Raw genomic sequence first — 15,706 nt, forward strand, 5'->3', positions numbered from 1 at the left:
ATGTGCACCAGAACCCCGTTTCCCGTCCCAAACTCTCTGCCCCTTCGCCCGGTTGTCCCTGCGGCCATGGCCGCATGTTGCAGGCAAAGCCTATTGCAATAAGCGCGAAGCCTCCAGCAGGTTCCCCGGGCCCTGTTTTGCGCCGCTGTGGGCCACAGGGACCATCGGCGGGTTCCCGCGCAGCGCCGGCCCCTGGCGGTCGGTGGCTTGCGGGCGTGTCGCGTGCGGCGGCGCATTCCGATGATTGTGCCCGCCCCGTGCCTGTGCCACGGTCGCTCCCGGACCAAATTCGGGGCGCCGGCGCCCCGTCGCCGCAACCTGCAAACCGGAGAGATAGCCATGACCGGGCACGCGAACGAAACCCGACGTCTCAATCTGCCTTTCGTGGGCATCTGCACCTTCGGGAAGTACCCCTATGTGGAGGATTGGGACGCCATCGACGCCGATGTCGCCGTGATGGGCGCCCCCTTCGACCAGGGGTGCCAGTGGCGCTCGGGGGCGCGCATGGGGCCCCGGGGCGTGCGCGAGGCGTCGACGCTTTTCTCCTTCGGGTTGGGCGGAGCCTACGATCACGAGGATGACGAGACCTATCTCGATCCGGCCAAGGTGCGGATCGTCGATATCGGGGACGCCGACATCGTGCATACCGACACCGGGCAGAGCCATGCCAATATCGAGCATGGCGTGCGCAAGATGCTGGCCGCCGGCGCGCTGCCGGTGGTGATCGGAGGGGATCATTCGGTCAATATCCCCTGCATCAACGCCTTCGACGACCAGGAGCCCATTCATGTCGTGCAGATCGACGCGCATCTCGATTTCGTGGATGAACGGCACGGCGTGCGCTTCGGACATGGCAACCCGATGCGCCGCGCCGCCGAGAAGGGGTATGTCACGGGCCTGAGCCAGATCGGCATTCGCAACGTGTCGTCCACCGCGCGCGACGGCTACGAGGCCGCGCGCGAGATGGGGGCCGATATCGTCTCGGTGCGGCAGTTCCGCAAGATGGGTGTCGAGGGGATGCTCGACCGCATCCCCGAAGGCGCACGCTATTACCTCACCATCGACATCGACGGGTTCGATCCGTCCATCGCCCCCGGCACCGGCACACCGAGCCACGGCGGGTTCCTCTATTACGAGATGCTGGAACTGATCGACGGGTTGGCCAGGCGTGGCGATATCGTCGGCATGGACCTGGTCGAGGTCGCGCCGGATTACGACACGACCGGCACCACTTCGATCCTCGCCGCGCAGGTGCTTCTCAACACGATCGGCCGCGTGATGCATCAGCGCGCCGCGAGGAAGGGCTGAGGAAATGACCAGTTCCGCGGAAATTCTCGCCCGTCTCATCGCCTTCGACACGGTGAGCCGCAATCCCAACATGGACCTCATGGACTACGTGCGCGACGCGCTGGCCGGGGTGGGAGTCGAGGCGACCATCATACCCAACGAGGAGGGCACGAAGGCCAACCTTCTGGCCACGATCGGCCCGTCGGATCGGGGCGGGGTCATGCTCTCGGGGCATACCGACGTGGTGCCGGTGGACGGGCAGGACTGGAGCAAGCCGCCTTTCGAGCTGACCGAGGAGAACGACCGGTATTACGGGCGCGGCACGGCGGACATGAAGGGGTTCGTGGCCTGCGCGTTGGCGGCGGGGCTGAAGGCCGCGCGGCGCGAGCTGAAGACCCCGCTGCATCTCGCCTTTTCCTATGACGAGGAGATCGGCTGCCAGGGGGTGCGCTCGATGATCGACCTTCTGCGCGAGGCGCCGGTCCGGCCCGCCATGTGCATCGTGGGCGAGCCCACATCGCTGACCGTGGCGACCGGACACAAGGGCAAGATCGCGCTCAGGGCGCGCTGCGTGGGCCGCGAGGGGCATTCCGCGTTGGCGCCGCTTGCCATGAACGCGCTGCATCTGGGCGCCGACCTCATCGCGGAGTTGCGCGATGTGCAGGCGGGCCTGCGCGACGAGGGGGCGCAGGACGGGGATTACGACGTGCCCTACACCACCGTCCACGCGGCCAAGATCGCCGGCGGCGTCGCGCTCAACATCGTGCCGAACCTCTGCGAGGTGGATTTCGAGATCCGCAACGTGGCCGAGGACGACCCGCAGACGATACTGGCCGAGATCCGCGCCCGCGCCGGGCGGATCGTGGCGGGGGTGGCCGACCATGCACCCGAGGCCGCGATCGAGATTGCCGAGACCTTCTCCTACCCCGGTCTGAACACGTCGCGCTCGGCGGACGTGGTGGGTTTCGTCAAGTCGCTGACGGGCGGCAATGCCACCTGCAAGGTGGCGTTCGGCACCGAGGGCGGGCTTTTCTCGCAGGAGCTCGACGTGCCCACGGTGGTGTGCGGGCCGGGCTCGATGATGCAGGGTCACAAGCCCGACGAATATGTCGAGGTCAGCCAGATCGAGCGCTGCGACGCGATGCTCGACACGCTGCTCGAGCGGCTCGAGGCGGGCATCTGAAGCGTTTCGCTTTTGACCTGAGCCGAATCGCTTCAGGCACGCGTGACCGACGCGGCGAAACAGCCCGGTTTCGCGTAGTGGAGATGCACGTAATGCGCTTGCGGGTCGGCGAAAGCGGCGGAGAGCGCGGCGTCCAGCCGGGTGCCCGCGACCACATCGGCGGCGATCATCATGTCCCCTGCATCGAAGACCCGCACGGAAATCAGGCGAGATCGCAGAACCTCCGGGATCTCGTCCACTGCCGGCCGCGCACGGGCGACGCCGGGACGGACAAAGATCGCGTGGCTGGCGCGGTAGGGCGATTGCGCGGGCTGATGCTCGTGGTGAACAAGGAGGACCGTTTCGCCCGGTTCGGCATCCGCGAGGCTGACGCGGCAGGGTGTGCCGGGCTTGGCCTCGACCGTCACGCGACACGCGTTTCGGCGGGCCAGTTCGTCATCGGGAAGCTCGAAGAGACCGGCGAAGATCTCGGGGTCGAGCGCGTGGATCTGGAAGGTCATCGGATCGGTCCTCGGTGGTGGCCTGTCGCACCCATGATGCGACAGGCCACGCCGTTGGACGACCCGTTTCCTGCTCTTTGTCAGCTCGGGTTCACGCGGTTGTTGAGGTAATGTGCGAACTCGTAGTTCGGCCGCTCCAGGTGCGACAGGTGGCCCGGTTCGGCCATGGTCGAGCAGAGACCGGCATAGACCTTCTCGGTGCAGCCCCGATCCTCGACGTTCACGTCATCGAGAAGCGCCTTCACGGCCTCGAAATGGCTTTGCGCGTCGGGGTCGTTGACGAATTCCGGCGCCATGCCGCCGCCGAAGCGGATGTCGACCTTGCCCACACCGTTCGGGTGCAGGCTGAGATACCAGAAATACCCGGGCGTCAGCGTGATCAGAAGGCTCGGGTAGATCGCCAGCAGGAAGGTCGTGCGCCGCCGCTCGCCCTCGATCCGCGTGTTCGTGGGATGCGCATTGGCGAGCTTGAAATGCTCTTCCTTCAGGATCCAATGATAGTTGAAAGCCTCCTCGCCCGGGGGGCAGACCATCTCGTCGAGCTTCGAGAGCCCGCCGATGGTGCCCGCGTGGCAGACAGGCAGGTGATAGCTTTCCATGAAGTTCTCGGCCAGCACCTTCCAGTTCGTGTCCCATGTGTGGGTCTCGAAGAAGGTCTGGGAGTAGTTCTCCATCCCGAAATCGCCGACGAGATCCTCGACCTTCGAGAGTTGATCGGCCACCGCCGGCGCGTCGGGATTGAGGGTGACCATGATCCAGCCCAGCCATTCCTCGCAGCGCACTTGCGGCAGGCGGTAGTTGTCCTTGCAGAACTCATCGTTCTTGGTCATCGCCGGCGCACCGCGCAGGTTGCCGTCGAGATTGTAGGTCCAGGCGTGGTAGGGGCAGACGATGGCCCGCGTGTTGCCCGATCCTTCGAGCAGCGTGGACATGCGGTGCAGGCAGACGTTCGATTGCGCACGAAGCGCGCCCTCGCGGTCGCGGATGACCATGATCGGCTGACCGGCGAGCGAGAGCGTGGTGTAGTCGCCCGGCTCGGTAAGCATGTCGGCGCGGCCGACGCAGAACCAGTCTTTCGCGAAGATCTGGGAGAGTTCGGCCTCGAGGAAGGCGGGGTCGGTATAGACCGATTTCGGCATCGCGCGCGCGCTCTCGAAAGGCTGCGCGACGTTGCGGGCCAGTTCGGCCATGGGTGAAAGCGTTGTGTCGTGGCGGGTCATGGCAGTCTCCTTGACGGGCGAGCACTCGGTTCATCTGCATAAACCTCTGGACGAGTTTTGCAAAATTCATTCTTCTTAGGCTCAAGCTAGGGGAAAGCTATGCAATGGCCGATTTCACGCTGAAGCAACTGGAATACCTGCTGGCCTGTGTCGACGAGGGCTCGGTCGCGGGCGCGGCGGCGCGGCTCAACGTCTCGCAGCCCACGATCTCGGTCGCGATCGCCAAGCTCGAGGCGCGGCTTGGTGTCCAGCTCCTGCTGCGTCACCACGCGCAGGGCGTCACGCTGACCGGCGCGGGAGCCGACCTCGTGCCGATGGCACGCAACCTGGTGGCGCAGGCCGAGGACCTGGGCCGTGCCGCGCAGGAGGCGGGGCAGGGCGTGCGCGGACGGCTGAGGGTCGGGGCGCTCTCGACGCTTGCGCCGAAGGTGCTGCCGCGCGTGATCCGCGTGATGGGCGAGCGGCATCCGGGGGTCGCGGTCGACATTCGCGAGGGCGGACAGGCGGAGATCCTGCGCAGTCTCTATGCCGGGCGGCTCGACCTCGCGGTGCTCTACGATATCGACCTGCCGCCCGACCTCGCGCTCGAGACGATGCCGGCACAATCGCCCTACGTGGCCCTCCCCGAGGGGCACCGGCTTGCGGAGCGGGAAGAGATCGCGCTCGAGGACCTGGTGGACGAGCCGCTCATCCTGCTCGACATGCCGCCCAGCCGCGACTTCTTTCTCAATTTCTTTCGTGCGCGCGGTCTCGAGCCGCGGATCGCGCAGACGTCGCCCTCGATGGAGGTGGTGCGCGGTCTCGTGGCGCAGGGGCTTGGCTATTCCATCCTCGTCACGCGGCCCGCGGGCGATCTGAGCTATGACGGGCGCCGCCTGATCATCCGCGCGCTGCGGGATTGCCCGACACAAAGCGCCATCGTGATCGCGCGGCCCGGTGGTCTGCGCGAGACACGGGCCATGGCGGCGTTCACCGAGATCGCGGGCGAACATCTGCGGTGAGGCGCCGCGCGCGTCCCGTCACGTGAGGGCGGCCACCTCCCATTGCAACTGCCGGACGCCGGCGAGGCGCGCGAACCGCGCGAGCTCCGCGGCGAGCTTCTCGTGCCGCGCGGTGCCCCACCTGACGCGCGGTTCGGGCCAGAAGCCGGTCACGCGCATGAGATCGCGGGCGCGATCCGCCTTCACCTCGATCCGGCCGACGAAGCGATCCGCTTCGAGCAGGGGATAGACATAGTAGCCCCAGCGCCGTTTCGAGGCGGGCACGAACATCTCGTTGCGGTAGTCGAAGCCGAAGAGGCGTTCGAGACGGTTGCGATCACGCACCGCCGGGTCGAACGGGTTGAGGATGCGCAGCCGTGACGTGGGGGCCGGTGCGGTGGAGAGACGCGTTTCGATATCGGGGGCGGCGAGGGCGGCCGTCCACCGACCGTCCGCGCCCTCGACCTCGACCCGGACGGTATATCGCGCCGCGGCGCACCAGTCGCGCACCTCCCGTGCCGTCGCGGCGGCCCAGAACCGCTGAACCTCGCCCGGACTGCCGATGCCGATCCGGTCGAGCGCCGCGCGGCACAGCCAGTCGACCTGCTCGGCATCGGCGGGCGCGTCGCCCAGACGGGCGGGAAAGACGCGCTCGGCCAGGTCGTAGTATTTCACGAAGTTCCTGCGGTGCGCGGTGGCGAGCTCGCCCGCATACCACATCTGGTCGAGCGCCTTCTTGTGCGGCGGGCGCGCCCACATCTCGCGGCTGGCGGCCGTCGTGTCGAAGGCGTGGGTCGAGAGCGCACCCTCGCGTGCGATGCGGTCGCGGATCGCCGCGATCTGATCGCGGCCGAGGCCCGAGCGATACCATTCATGCGCGGCGGCCTTCTCGCCCAGCCGCCGGAACTGTCTTTGCCAGTAGGGCAGCACCTCCATCGGGATGAGCGAGGCGTCGTGGGTGAAATGCTCGAAGACGGCGCGGTCGCGTTCCAGCAGCGGCCAGAGCATCCCCTCGCGATAATTCTGGTTGCGCGACCAGAGGATGTGATTGTGTGCACGCGTCACGTTGCGGATCGTGTCGATCTGCACGAAACCGAGGCGCCGGATGATGGCGGCCACGTCGAGCGGGCCGGTGGGCGTCTCGGCGAGGCCGTTCACGTCCAGCCAGAGGCGGCGGGCGTCGCGATTGCGGATGCGGAGGGGCGCGGACATGCGCGCGAGGATTGGCCGCGACGACAACCCAGTCAAGCCGCGCCCGCAGCGTCACACGGTTTTTGCCATGGAAATCGCGGCGGTCATTTGCTACCCCTCGCCGCATCGCAGCACGCCGAGAGGGCCACGATATGAGTGCCACCGCAAAGAAGACCGCGCCGTTGCCGGACGACATCCGCGCGATGAAGGGCGGCACGCCGATCGTGAGCCTGACCGCCTACACCACGCCGATGGCACAGATGATGGACGCGCATTGCGATCTCGTGCTGGTGGGGGACAGCGTGGGCATGGTGCTGCACGGGCTGACCTCGACCCTCGGGGTGACGATGGAGATGATGATCCTGCACGGGCAGGCCGTGGCGCGCGGGCTGAGCCGGGCGATGATGGTCGTCGACATGCCCTTCGGCAGCTACGAGGAAAGCCCCGAGCAGGCCTTTCGCAACGCCGCGCGGATCATGCGCGAGACCGGCGCGGGGGCGGTGAAGCTCGAGGGCGGGACGCACATGGCCGAGACCATCGCCTTTCTCGTCGCCCGTGGCGTTCCGGTGATGGCGCATGTGGGCCTCACGCCGCAGTCGATCAACACCCTGGGCGGCTACAAGGTGCAGGGCCGCGATGCCGCCGCCGAGAAGCTCATGGCGGATGCGCGCGCGGTGGCCGGGGCGGGCGCGTTCTCGGTCGTGCTCGAGAAGGTGCCGGCCGTGCTGGCCGACCGTATCACCGCCGAGATCGACATTCCCACCATCGGCATCGGGGCATCGGCCGGATGCGACGGGCAGATCCTCGTGGTGGACGACATGCTGGGGCTGTTCACCGCGTTCAAGCCGAAATTCGTGAAGCGCTTCGGCAACCTGGGCGAGGATGGCGAGGCCGCGATCGCCGCCTACGCCGCCGAGGTGCGCGCCCGCACCTTCCCGGCCGAGGAACATACCTTCGCCGCCGAGACCCCGAGGAAGGCCAAGGACAAATGACAGCGCCTATCGTCAGGCGGGTGTCCGAGTTGCGCGCGCTGACCCGCGAATGGGTCATGGCGGGCGAGCGGATCGGCGTGGTGCCGACAATGGGCGCGCTGCATGACGGGCACCTGTCGCTGGTCGCGGCGGCCAAGAAGACCTGTGACCGCGTGATCGTGACGATCTTCGTCAACCCCAAGCAGTTCAACAATCCCGAGGATCTCAAGACCTATCCCCGCACCGAGGAAGAGGACGCGCGCAAGCTGGCCCGCTTCGATGTGGACGCGATCTTCGTACCCGAGGGGGACGAGATGTACCCGGAGGGCTTCTCGACCACCGTGTCGGTCGCCGGCCTGACGGACGTGATGGACGGCGTGCATCGGCCCGGTCATTTCGACGGGGTGGCGACGGTGGTGGCGAAGCTCTTTCTCCAGACATCGGCGACGGACGCCTTCTTCGGCGAGAAGGACTTCCAGCAGCTCCAGGTCGTGCGCCGCATGGCGCGCGATCTCGACATGGGCGTGACGGTGCATGGGTGCCCCACGATCCGCGAGATCGACGGGCTGGCCATGTCGTCGCGCAACCTGCTTCTGTCGGATCGCGCCCGGACGCTCGCGCCGCGCCTCTTCGAGGAGATGGAGGGGATCGTCGAGGGCGTGAGGGGCGGCGGCGCGTTCGGCGATTTGCGCGAGACGGCCATCGCTCGGTTGCAGAAAAGCGGTTTCGGCGAGGTCGATTACCTCGAGATGCGGGCGAATGACGACCTGGGGCTTCTGGCCGCGCCCGACCGGCCCGCGCGCCTGTTCGCGGCGGCGTGGCTGGCGGGTGTGCGGCTCATCGACAACATCGCGGTCTAGGTTCCGGCGCGGGCGGGCCAAGACCCCGGGCCGCGCCCGGGGCCGCGTGTCAGGCGACGTCGAACTCGAGCGGCCGGATCTGGCGGAACTTGCCGGTCTCGCGCAACTTGCCGATGACCTCGTCCGAGACCTTGGCATCCACGTAGAGCAGCGCGATCGCCTCGCCCCCGGCCGTCGCCCGGCCCAGGGTGAAGTTGGCGATGTTGACGCCGTTCTCGGCCATGGTCTGCCCGAGGACACCGATGATGCCGGGCTCGTCCGTGTTGGTGGTATAGAGCATGTGCGGCCCGATCTCGGCGTCGATGTTGATCCCCTTGATCTGGATGAAGCGCGGCTTGCCGTCGGAAAAGACCGTGCCGCCGATGGAGCGCTCGCGTTCCGCCGTGACGACCGTAAGCTTGATGTAGCCGTCGAACACGCCCGACTTGTCCTGGTGCGTGGTGCTGATCTTGATGCCGCGTTCGCGGGCGGTGACGGGAGCCGAGACCATGTTCACCTCGGGGTTCACGGACTTCATGATCCCCGCGACGGCGGCGCAGGTCAGCGCCTCGAGGTTCATCGAGGCGACCACGCCGTCATAGAGGATGTTGATGGCCTTGATCGGCTCGTCCGTCATCTGGCCGATGAAGTTGCCCAGGTGCCCGGCGAGCTGGATCCACGGGCCCATGACCTTGGCCTCCTCGGCGGTGACGGAGGGCATGTTGAGCGCGTTGGTCACGGCGCCGGTGAGCAGGTAGTCCGAGATCTGTTCGGCCACCTGGATCGCGACGTTTTCCTGCGCCTCGGTGGTCGCGGCGCCGAGATGCGGCGTGCAGACCACGTTGGGCAGGCCGAAAAGGGGGCTGTCGGTCGCGGGCTCGACCTCGAACACGTCGAAGCCCGCCCCGGCGACGTGACCCGATTTCAGAAGCTCGGCCAGCGCGGCCTCGTCCACCAGCCCGCCGCGTGCGCAGTTGATGATCCGCACGCCCGGCTTGGTCCGGGCAAGGCGTTCCTTCGACAGGATATTGCGGGTCTGGTCGGTCAGCGGGACATGCAGCGTGATGAAGTCGGAGCGCGCGATCAACTCGTCGAGCTCCACCTTCTCGACGCCCATCTTGTCGGCCTTCTCCTGGCTGAGGAACGGGTCGTAGGCGATGACCTTCATCCGGAGCCCCAGCGCACGCGCGCAGACGATGCCGCCGATATTGCCCGCGCCGATGACGCCCAGCGTCTTGGCCGTGAGCTCGGTGCCCATGAAGCGCGACTTCTCCCACTTGCCCGCATGGGTCGAAGCGCTGGCTTCGGGGATCTGGCGCGCGACGGCGAACATGAGCGCGATGGCGTGCTCGGCGGTGGTGATCATGTTGCCGAAAGGCGTGTTCATGACGATCACGCCCTTTTTCGACGCGGCGTCCTTGTCGATGTTGTCGGTGCCGATCCCGGCGCGGCCGATCACCTTGAGATTGGTGGCGCGGTCGAGGATCTTGGGCGTGACCTTGGTGGCCGAGCGGATGGCGAGGCCGTCGTAATCGCCGATGATCTCGGCGAGTTTTTCCTTGTCCTTGCCGAGGTCGGGCATGAAATCCACGTCGATGCCGCGATCGCGGAATATCTGGACGGCGGTTTCGGAAAGCTTGTCGGAAACGAGAACCTTGGGGGGCATGGGGGTGATCCTTTGATTGAGGAGCGGTGCGCGCGCCCCGGAGCGATCCGGGGCCTCATGGGATGGGGGGCCGGGACGGGCCGCGTCAGGCCGGCGTGGCCGCACGAGCGGCGATCTCGGTCTCGAAGGCCCAGCCGATCCACGGCATGAGCGCTTCGACATCCGACGTCTCGACCGTGCCGCCGCACCAGATCCGAAGGCCGGCGGGCGCATCGCGATAGGCGCCGATGTCGTAGGCCACGCCCTTTTCCTCGAGCCGTTTGGCGACGGCCTTGGCGAAGGCGGCGCCGTCGTCGATGCGGTCGTCGCCGAAGACGAGGCAGACGGAGGTGTTCGAGCGGATGGCGGGATCGCGGGCGAGGAAGCGGAGCCAGTCGTGATCGGCCACGAAACGCTGGATCACCGCGAGGTTCGCATAGGCGCGTTCGCGCAGGCCCTCGAGCCCGCCGGCCGCGCGCGCCCAGTCGAGCGCGCGCAGGTAATCCTCGACGCAGAGCATCGAAGGCGTGTTGATCGTGGCGCCCTCGAAGATGCCCTCGATCAGCTTGCCGTCCTTGGTGAGACGGAAAATCTTGGGCAGCGGCCAGGGCGGCGTATAGCTTTCGAGCCGTTCCACCGCGCGGGGCGACAGGACGATCATGCCATGCGCGGCCTCACCGCCGAGCACCTTTTGCCACGAGAAGGTCGTGACATCGAGCTTGTCCCACGGCAAACGCTGCGCGAAGGCCGCAGAGGTGGCATCGCAGATCGTGAGCCCCGCGCGATCCGGTTTGATCCAATCGCCGTTGGGGACGCGCACGCCCGAGGTGGTGCCGTTCCACGTGAAGACCACGTCCTTGTCCGTGTCTACCTCGGAAAGGTTAACGATTTCCCCATAGGGCGCTTCGCGCACCGTCGCGTCGAGTTGAAGCTGCTTGACCGCGTCGGTCACCCAGCCCTTGCCGAAGCTCTCCCAGGCCAGCATCTCGACCGGGCGCGCGCCCAGCATGGTCCACATGGCCATCTCGACGGCGCCGGTGTCGGAAGCGGGGACGATGCCGATGCGGTAGCCGTCGGGGATGCCCAGCACCTCGCGCGTGCCGTCGATGGCGGCCTTCAGCCGCGCCTTGCCCAGGGCCGCGCGATGCGACCGGCCAAGCGGCGCGTCCGAGAGGGCGGCAAGGTCGAATGTGGGATACTTGGCGCAGGGGCCGGAGGAAAAACGCGGGTTTTCCGGCCGCGTGCCGGGTTCGACGATATCGGTCATGGATACCCTTACAGATATGTGCCCCTCGTTGGGGAGGGGTGTCCCACGCATAGGGTTAGGGCGTTTGCTGCGCTGCCGCAAGTGTCGAATTGCGCTTTTGCGGCCGTTCGTGCAGTAAACGCGACAGGAGGCGGCGCGGATCGGAAACATCGGCGCGCGCGAGCAGAAGGGTGAAACGCATGAAGATCGTGACGCTGATCGCGCAGCCCGGAGGGTTGCAGCCGGCGCTGGTCGAGAGCCTGCGCAACGCGTGGGGCGGGGGTGACGCGCTATGGCTGGCGCCGGACGAGGCGGCGGAATTCGCGGTGGCGGACGTGCCGGGCAATCGCTGGGACGTCTGGGAAAGCCTGCAGGCCGACGCCGTGGACCTGATCGTGCAGCCGGCGGAAAACCGTGCGAAATCAATGCTTCTGGCGGATATGGACAGCACGATGATCGAGCAGGAATGCATCGACGAGCTGGCCGACGAGGCGGGCGTCGGCGCGCATGTGCGCGAGGTGACGCGGCGCGCGATGAACGGCGAGCTGGATTTCGAGGGGGCGCTGGTCGAGCGGGTCGCCCTGATGAAAGGGCTCGAAGCGGGCGTGATCGAGCGGGTGCTGGACGCGCGCATCACCCACATGCCGGGGGCGGCGACGCTGCTGGCGACGATGCGGGCGAAGGGGGCTTACACGGCGCTCGTGTCGGGCGGGTTCACGCAGTTCACCGAGCGCGTGGCGGCCGCGCTGGGCTTCGACGAGAACCGGGCCAACACCCTTGTCATCAAGGACAATCTCCTGGCGGGCGAGGTGCGGATGCCGATCCTCGGGCGGGCGGCGAAGGTCGAGGCGCTCGAGGAGATCACCGCGCGGCGGGGTTTGACGCCCGATGACGTGATCGCCGTGGGCGACGGGGCGAACGACCTAGGCATGTTGCACCGGGCCGGGACGGGGGTGGCGCTTCATGCGAAACCCAGCGTGGCGGCGGAATGCGACGTGCGTGTCAATCACGGCGACCTGACCGCCCTGCTTTACCTGCAGGGCTATGCCAGGTCCGAGTTCGTCACCTCCGCGCCGAAAGGTTAACGGGGCGAACCCCACGTCGGTATCCATGTCGGTATCCACGTCGGTATCGCGTCGGTGGAAGGTGAGTCGCACCGATCGTTAACGGGGCGCACGCCGATCCGGCCCGGGCGGGCCGCTCTCGCGATGGATGACCCGGAAGTTAACGGGCCGCACGCTCGTCACGGCGCTTCCTTGGCGGGGGGTGAGTCGCCGCAAGTGACGACCGCGCGCGCGGTCAGTCGGGGTCGGGGGCGGATTTGCCGAGCACGCCCTCGACGTAGAAGATCCGCACCGCGACGACGAGCACCAGGAGCATGGGCGTCGCGAACATCATGGCGAGGAAGCCGAAGAGCGCGCCGAAGGCGACGATGGTCACGATGATGAGCGCCGGTGGCAGCGACGTCGCCTGGCGCTGGATGTTCGGGGTGATGAAGTTGCCTTCGAGCATCTGCACCGCGAAGATGAGAAGCCCGACCCAGAGGGCCTTGGTCGGGTCGATGGAGAAGGCGATGAGCATGGCGGGGATGCCGCCGATGAAGGGGCCGAAATAGGGAATGAAATTCGTGACCCCGGCGATCACGCCAAGGGCCACGAAGACCGGCATCCCGAGCCACCACAGCCCGAGCGCCATCAGCACCGCCACCACGACCATCGCGACGAGCTGACCGAGGAGCCAGTGGAAGAGCCCCGGGCTCGCCTCGTCGAGGAACCGGCGCGTGCGCCCTTCCAGCGACGGCGGCACCAGCGCCATCGCGCCGCGGCGATAGAGGCCGGGATTGACCGCGAGAAAGAGCGCCACGGCGATGACGACGAAGAGATTGGTGATCGCGCTCGCGATGGTCGAGAACGTGCCGGTGATGAGGCCCATCGCGTTCCAGCTTCCGCCCTGCTCGGGCTCCTCGATCTGGTTGACGAGATAGGTGCCGAAGCGCGAGGAGCGGAGATACTCCTCGAACCCGGTCAGCGCGTCGGGGAGGCGCTGGGCCAGCGTGTCGAACTGGCCGACGAGCTGCGGGCCGGTGGCCATGACGAGCGCGGTGATGAAAAGCGCGATGAACGCGACGACGATGCCGAGGGACAGGAGCCGCGGCATCGGCAGGTGATCGCGCAGCTTGGCCGCGAGGTGACAGATCACCACGGCGACGAGGATGCCCGCGAAGGTGAGAAAGGCGAGGTGGCGCAGGAACCACAGGGCCGCGGCGATGCCGCAGATGACGAGCACGACGAGCGTGGCGCGCACGACAAGGGCGATGGTCGATGTCTCGTCGCGCGTGCCGGGCGCTTTCGTCGTGTTGTCGTGGTTCATCCTCACCCCCCGCCGGCCCCGGCCCGTTCACCGCTGGTATGACGCGCCGTCTTTCATCGCCAACGGGGTGGCAGGGGCACGGGTTCCCCCGCGCATCCCCCTCGCCAACGCCGCGAGATCGGCGTAAAGCGGATTCATGACCCGGATCGTTCCCCTTGCCGAGGCGCGACACCTGCCGTTCTGGCGCCGCCCCGTGACGCTTCTCTTCGTGATGGCCGCCGCGATGCCAGTGGCCTTTGCCACATGGTCGGCGCTGCTCAACAACTTCACGATCGAGGTGGCGGGGTTCGACGGGTCGGATATCGGCTGGCTGCACACGGTGCGCGAGATCCCGGGCTTCCTTGCCGTGGGGGTGATCGCGATCATCATCTTCGTGCGCGAGCAGGTGCTGGGCCTCGTGTCGCTCGCGCTTCTGGGGGTGGCGACGGCGGTGACGGCGTGGTTTCCCAGCCTGGGCGGGATCCTGACGATCACGATGCTGAGCTCGATCGGGTTTCACTATTACGAGACGGTCAACCAGTCGCTGCAACTGCAATGGCTCGACCGGGCGCGCGCGCCCAAGGTGCTGGGCTGGCTCACGGCGGCGGCCTCGGCCTCGACACTGGTGGTCTATCTCATCATCGTGGCGCTGTGGGACACGCTGGGCCTGACCTACAACATCGTCTATCTCGCCTCGGGCGGGGTGACGGCGGCGGTGGCGATCTTCGCGCTGTTCGCCTACCCGCAGTTCGAGGCGCCGAACCCGCAGGTCAAGAAGATGATCCTGCGCCGCCGCTACTGGCTCTATTACGCGCTGCAGTTCATGGCGGGCGCGCGGCGGCAGATCTTCGTCGTCTTCGCGGGCTTCATGATGGTCGAGCGGTTCGGCTTCGCGGTCCACGAGGTGACGGCGCTTTTCCTGATCAACCTCGTGGCGAACATGGTCTTCGCGCCGATGATGGGCCACGCCGTCGCGCGGTTCGGAGAGCGTCGGACGCTGATCTTCGAATACGCGGGCCTCGCGCTGGTCTTCCTCGCCTATGGCGGCATCTACATGTTCGGCTGGGGCGTGGTTCTGGCCGCGACGCTCTACGTGGTGGATCACATCCTTTTCGCGCTGGCGCTGGCGCTCAAGACCTATTTCCAGAAGATCGCCGATCCGGGCGACATCGCCCCCACCGCCGCCGTGGCCTTCACGATCAACCATATCGCGGCGGTCTTCCTGCCGGCGCTGCTGGGCTATCTCTGGCTCGTCTCGCCGCAGATGGTGTTCGGGCTGGCCGCGGGGATGGCCTGCGTGTCGCTGATGCTGGCCTGTCTCATCCCGCGCCATCCCGAGCCGGGCAACGAGACGCGGTTCTCGGTGCCCCTGCCGCGCCCCGCCGAGTGAGAGGAAAGAGAATGCCCACCTATACCGCGCTGACCACCCTTGCGGGTCGGGAAATGGCCGAGGCCCTGGCCGAGGCGATGGAAATGCTGGACCCCGAGCCCACGGGCGTCGGCACCTTCGAGATCGAGGACGGGTCGGGCACCTGGGAGGTGGGCGGCTATTTCACCGAAAGCCCCGACGAGGAGGCGCTGGCCATGCTCGCCCGGGTCCACGGCGCGCGGCCCTTCGCCGTGTCGGAACTGCCCGACGAGGACTGGGTCGCCAAGGTGCGGCGCGAGCTGGTCCCGGTCGAGGCGGGGCGGTTCTTCGTCTACGGCAGCCATGACGCGGACCGGGTGCCCGAGAACTGCGTGCCGCTTCTGATCGAGGCGGCGATGGCCTTCGGCACCGGCCATCACGGCACCACGCAGGGCTGTCTGCGGGCGCTCGACCGGCTGGCGGGCGAGGGGTTCGAGGGCAGGGCGGTCGCGGACATAGGGTGCGGCACCGCCGTTCTGGCGATGGCGGCCGCGCGCCTCTGGCCCGGCGAGGTGCTGGCGAGCGACATCGACGAGGTGGCCGTCGAGGTGGCGCGGGCCAACGTGGCGGCCAACGGGCTCGAGGGCCGGGTGACGTGCCTCGAGGCGACGGGATTCGATCACGACCGGCTGCGCGCGGCGGCGTTCGACCTGGTCTTCGCGAATATCCTGATGGGGCCGCTGATCGAGCTGGCCCCCGAGATGACGGCGCGGCGGGTGCCGGGCGGCTACGCGATTCTCTCGGGCATCCTCAACGAGCAGGCCGACGACGTCGTCGCGGTTTACGAGCGGAACGGAAACGATCTTGTCCATCGCGACGAGATTGGTGAATGGACGACGCTGGTTCTGCGAAAAAGTGTCTAGAATTTCCTTAGAATCGAGCCTTTT

14 protein-coding genes are annotated in these 15,706 nt (G+C 67.3%); 8 read left to right on the forward strand and 6 right to left on the reverse strand.

Annotated elements, in window-relative coordinates; genetic code table 11:
- The first annotated feature begins 339 nt into the window (after positions 1-339).
- Together speB and argE are read left to right on the forward strand one after the other, a co-directional pair.
- The gene (gene speB / locus K1T73_RS03190) at positions 340-1,308 is read left to right on the forward strand and encodes an agmatinase (protein ID WP_220602548.1); all 969 of its coding nucleotides are present in this window, start codon (positions 340-342) and stop codon (positions 1,306-1,308) included.
- 4 nt (positions 1,309-1,312) lie between these two features.
- Positions 1,313-2,470, forward strand: a complete 1,158-nt coding sequence (argE, locus tag K1T73_RS03195) for an acetylornithine deacetylase (protein WP_220602549.1) — start codon at positions 1,313-1,315, stop codon at positions 2,468-2,470.
- A 32-nt stretch (positions 2,471-2,502) separates the two neighbouring features.
- Here the strand turns inward: argE and K1T73_RS03200 are convergent, their stop codons facing one another.
- Positions 2,503-2,970 carry a DUF1203 domain-containing protein gene (locus K1T73_RS03200; RefSeq protein WP_220602550.1) on the reverse strand — a complete coding sequence of 156 codons (468 nt, stop codon included), beginning with the start codon at positions 2,968-2,970 and terminating at the stop codon, positions 2,503-2,505.
- An 80-nt stretch (positions 2,971-3,050) separates the two neighbouring features.
- Positions 3,051-4,190: an aromatic ring-hydroxylating dioxygenase subunit alpha gene (locus K1T73_RS03205; protein ID WP_220602551.1), complete on the reverse strand. Its 1,140-nt coding sequence runs from the start codon at positions 4,188-4,190 to the stop codon at positions 3,051-3,053.
- Positions 4,191-4,294: 104 nt separating this feature from the next.
- Here K1T73_RS03205 and K1T73_RS03210 point away from each other — a divergent pair, with 104 nt between their 5' ends.
- On the forward strand, positions 4,295-5,191 hold the full coding sequence (locus tag K1T73_RS03210) for a LysR family transcriptional regulator (RefSeq protein ID WP_220602552.1): 897 nt from the start codon (positions 4,295-4,297) through the stop codon (positions 5,189-5,191).
- Between the two features lie 18 nt (positions 5,192-5,209).
- On the opposite strand, the gene K1T73_RS03215 is transcribed toward K1T73_RS03210, so the two are convergent.
- Entirely contained in the window at positions 5,210-6,382 is a 1,173-nt protein-coding gene (locus K1T73_RS03215; RefSeq protein WP_220602553.1) for a winged helix-turn-helix domain-containing protein, read from the reverse strand.
- Positions 6,383-6,513: 131 nt separating this feature from the next.
- On the opposite strand from K1T73_RS03215, the gene panB reads away from it, so the two are divergent.
- Together panB and panC are read left to right on the forward strand one after the other, a co-directional pair.
- Positions 6,514-7,353: a 3-methyl-2-oxobutanoate hydroxymethyltransferase gene (gene panB, locus K1T73_RS03220; RefSeq protein ID WP_220602554.1), complete on the forward strand. Its 840-nt coding sequence runs from the start codon at positions 6,514-6,516 to the stop codon at positions 7,351-7,353.
- Complete coding sequence (panC, locus tag K1T73_RS03225; RefSeq protein WP_220602555.1) at positions 7,350-8,192, forward strand: pantoate--beta-alanine ligase; 843 nt, start codon at positions 7,350-7,352, stop codon at positions 8,190-8,192. The genes panB and panC overlap by 4 nt, the downstream gene beginning before the upstream one ends.
- A gap of 49 nt (positions 8,193-8,241) precedes the next feature.
- Here panC and serA read toward each other — a convergent pair whose 3' ends face one another.
- A complete protein-coding gene (serA, locus tag K1T73_RS03230; protein ID WP_220602556.1) occupies positions 8,242-9,837 on the reverse strand; it encodes a phosphoglycerate dehydrogenase in 1,596 nt (531 codons plus the stop codon).
- Positions 9,838-9,922: 85 nt separating this feature from the next.
- Positions 9,923-11,083, reverse strand: a complete 1,161-nt coding sequence (locus K1T73_RS03235) for a phosphoserine transaminase (RefSeq protein WP_220602557.1) — start codon at positions 11,081-11,083, stop codon at positions 9,923-9,925.
- Positions 11,084-11,262: 179 nt separating this feature from the next.
- On the opposite strand from K1T73_RS03235, the gene serB reads away from it, so the two are divergent.
- Entirely contained in the window at positions 11,263-12,147 is an 885-nt protein-coding gene (gene serB, locus K1T73_RS03240) for a phosphoserine phosphatase SerB (protein WP_220602558.1), read from the forward strand.
- 214 nt (positions 12,148-12,361) lie between these two features.
- Here serB and K1T73_RS03245 read toward each other — a convergent pair whose 3' ends face one another.
- Positions 12,362-13,432 (reverse strand): AI-2E family transporter, encoded by a 1,071-nt coding sequence (locus K1T73_RS03245; protein ID WP_220602559.1) that lies wholly within the window; start codon positions 13,430-13,432, stop codon positions 12,362-12,364.
- Positions 13,433-13,568: 136 nt separating this feature from the next.
- On the opposite strand from K1T73_RS03245, the gene K1T73_RS03250 reads away from it, so the two are divergent.
- Both K1T73_RS03250 and K1T73_RS03255 read left to right on the forward strand, forming a co-directional pair.
- A complete protein-coding gene (locus K1T73_RS03250; RefSeq protein ID WP_220602560.1) occupies positions 13,569-14,801 on the forward strand; it encodes an MFS transporter in 1,233 nt (410 codons plus the stop codon).
- 11 nt (positions 14,802-14,812) lie between these two features.
- Positions 14,813-15,682 carry a 50S ribosomal protein L11 methyltransferase gene (locus tag K1T73_RS03255; RefSeq protein ID WP_220602561.1) on the forward strand — a complete coding sequence of 290 codons (870 nt, stop codon included), beginning with the start codon at positions 14,813-14,815 and terminating at the stop codon, positions 15,680-15,682.
- Positions 15,683-15,706 lie beyond the last annotated feature (24 nt).

It is taken from the genome of Roseovarius sp. SCSIO 43702, assembly GCF_019599045.1.
Lineage (GTDB): Bacteria > Pseudomonadota > Alphaproteobacteria > Rhodobacterales > Rhodobacteraceae > Roseovarius.

Coding starts and splice junctions, on each gene's coding strand:
- speB (WP_220602548.1), top strand. CDS start 340: ATGACCGGGCACGCGAACGAAACCCGACGTCTCAATCTGCCTTTCGTG.
- argE (WP_220602549.1), top strand. CDS start 1,313: ATGACCAGTTCCGCGGAAATTCTCGCCCGTCTCATCGCCTTCGACACG.
- K1T73_RS03200 (WP_220602550.1), bottom strand. CDS start 2,970: ATGACCTTCCAGATCCACGCGCTCGACCCCGAGATCTTCGCCGGTCTC.
- K1T73_RS03205 (WP_220602551.1), bottom strand. CDS start 4,190: ATGACCCGCCACGACACAACGCTTTCACCCATGGCCGAACTGGCCCGC.
- K1T73_RS03210 (WP_220602552.1), top strand. CDS start 4,295: ATGGCCGATTTCACGCTGAAGCAACTGGAATACCTGCTGGCCTGTGTC.
- K1T73_RS03215 (WP_220602553.1), bottom strand. CDS start 6,382: ATGTCCGCGCCCCTCCGCATCCGCAATCGCGACGCCCGCCGCCTCTGG.
- panB (WP_220602554.1), top strand. CDS start 6,514: ATGAGTGCCACCGCAAAGAAGACCGCGCCGTTGCCGGACGACATCCGC.
- panC (WP_220602555.1), top strand. CDS start 7,350: ATGACAGCGCCTATCGTCAGGCGGGTGTCCGAGTTGCGCGCGCTGACC.
- serA (WP_220602556.1), bottom strand. CDS start 9,837: ATGCCCCCCAAGGTTCTCGTTTCCGACAAGCTTTCCGAAACCGCCGTC.
- K1T73_RS03235 (WP_220602557.1), bottom strand. CDS start 11,083: ATGACCGATATCGTCGAACCCGGCACGCGGCCGGAAAACCCGCGTTTT.
- serB (WP_220602558.1), top strand. CDS start 11,263: ATGAAGATCGTGACGCTGATCGCGCAGCCCGGAGGGTTGCAGCCGGCG.
- K1T73_RS03245 (WP_220602559.1), bottom strand. CDS start 13,432: ATGAACCACGACAACACGACGAAAGCGCCCGGCACGCGCGACGAGACA.
- K1T73_RS03250 (WP_220602560.1), top strand. CDS start 13,569: ATGACCCGGATCGTTCCCCTTGCCGAGGCGCGACACCTGCCGTTCTGG.
- K1T73_RS03255 (WP_220602561.1), top strand. CDS start 14,813: ATGCCCACCTATACCGCGCTGACCACCCTTGCGGGTCGGGAAATGGCC.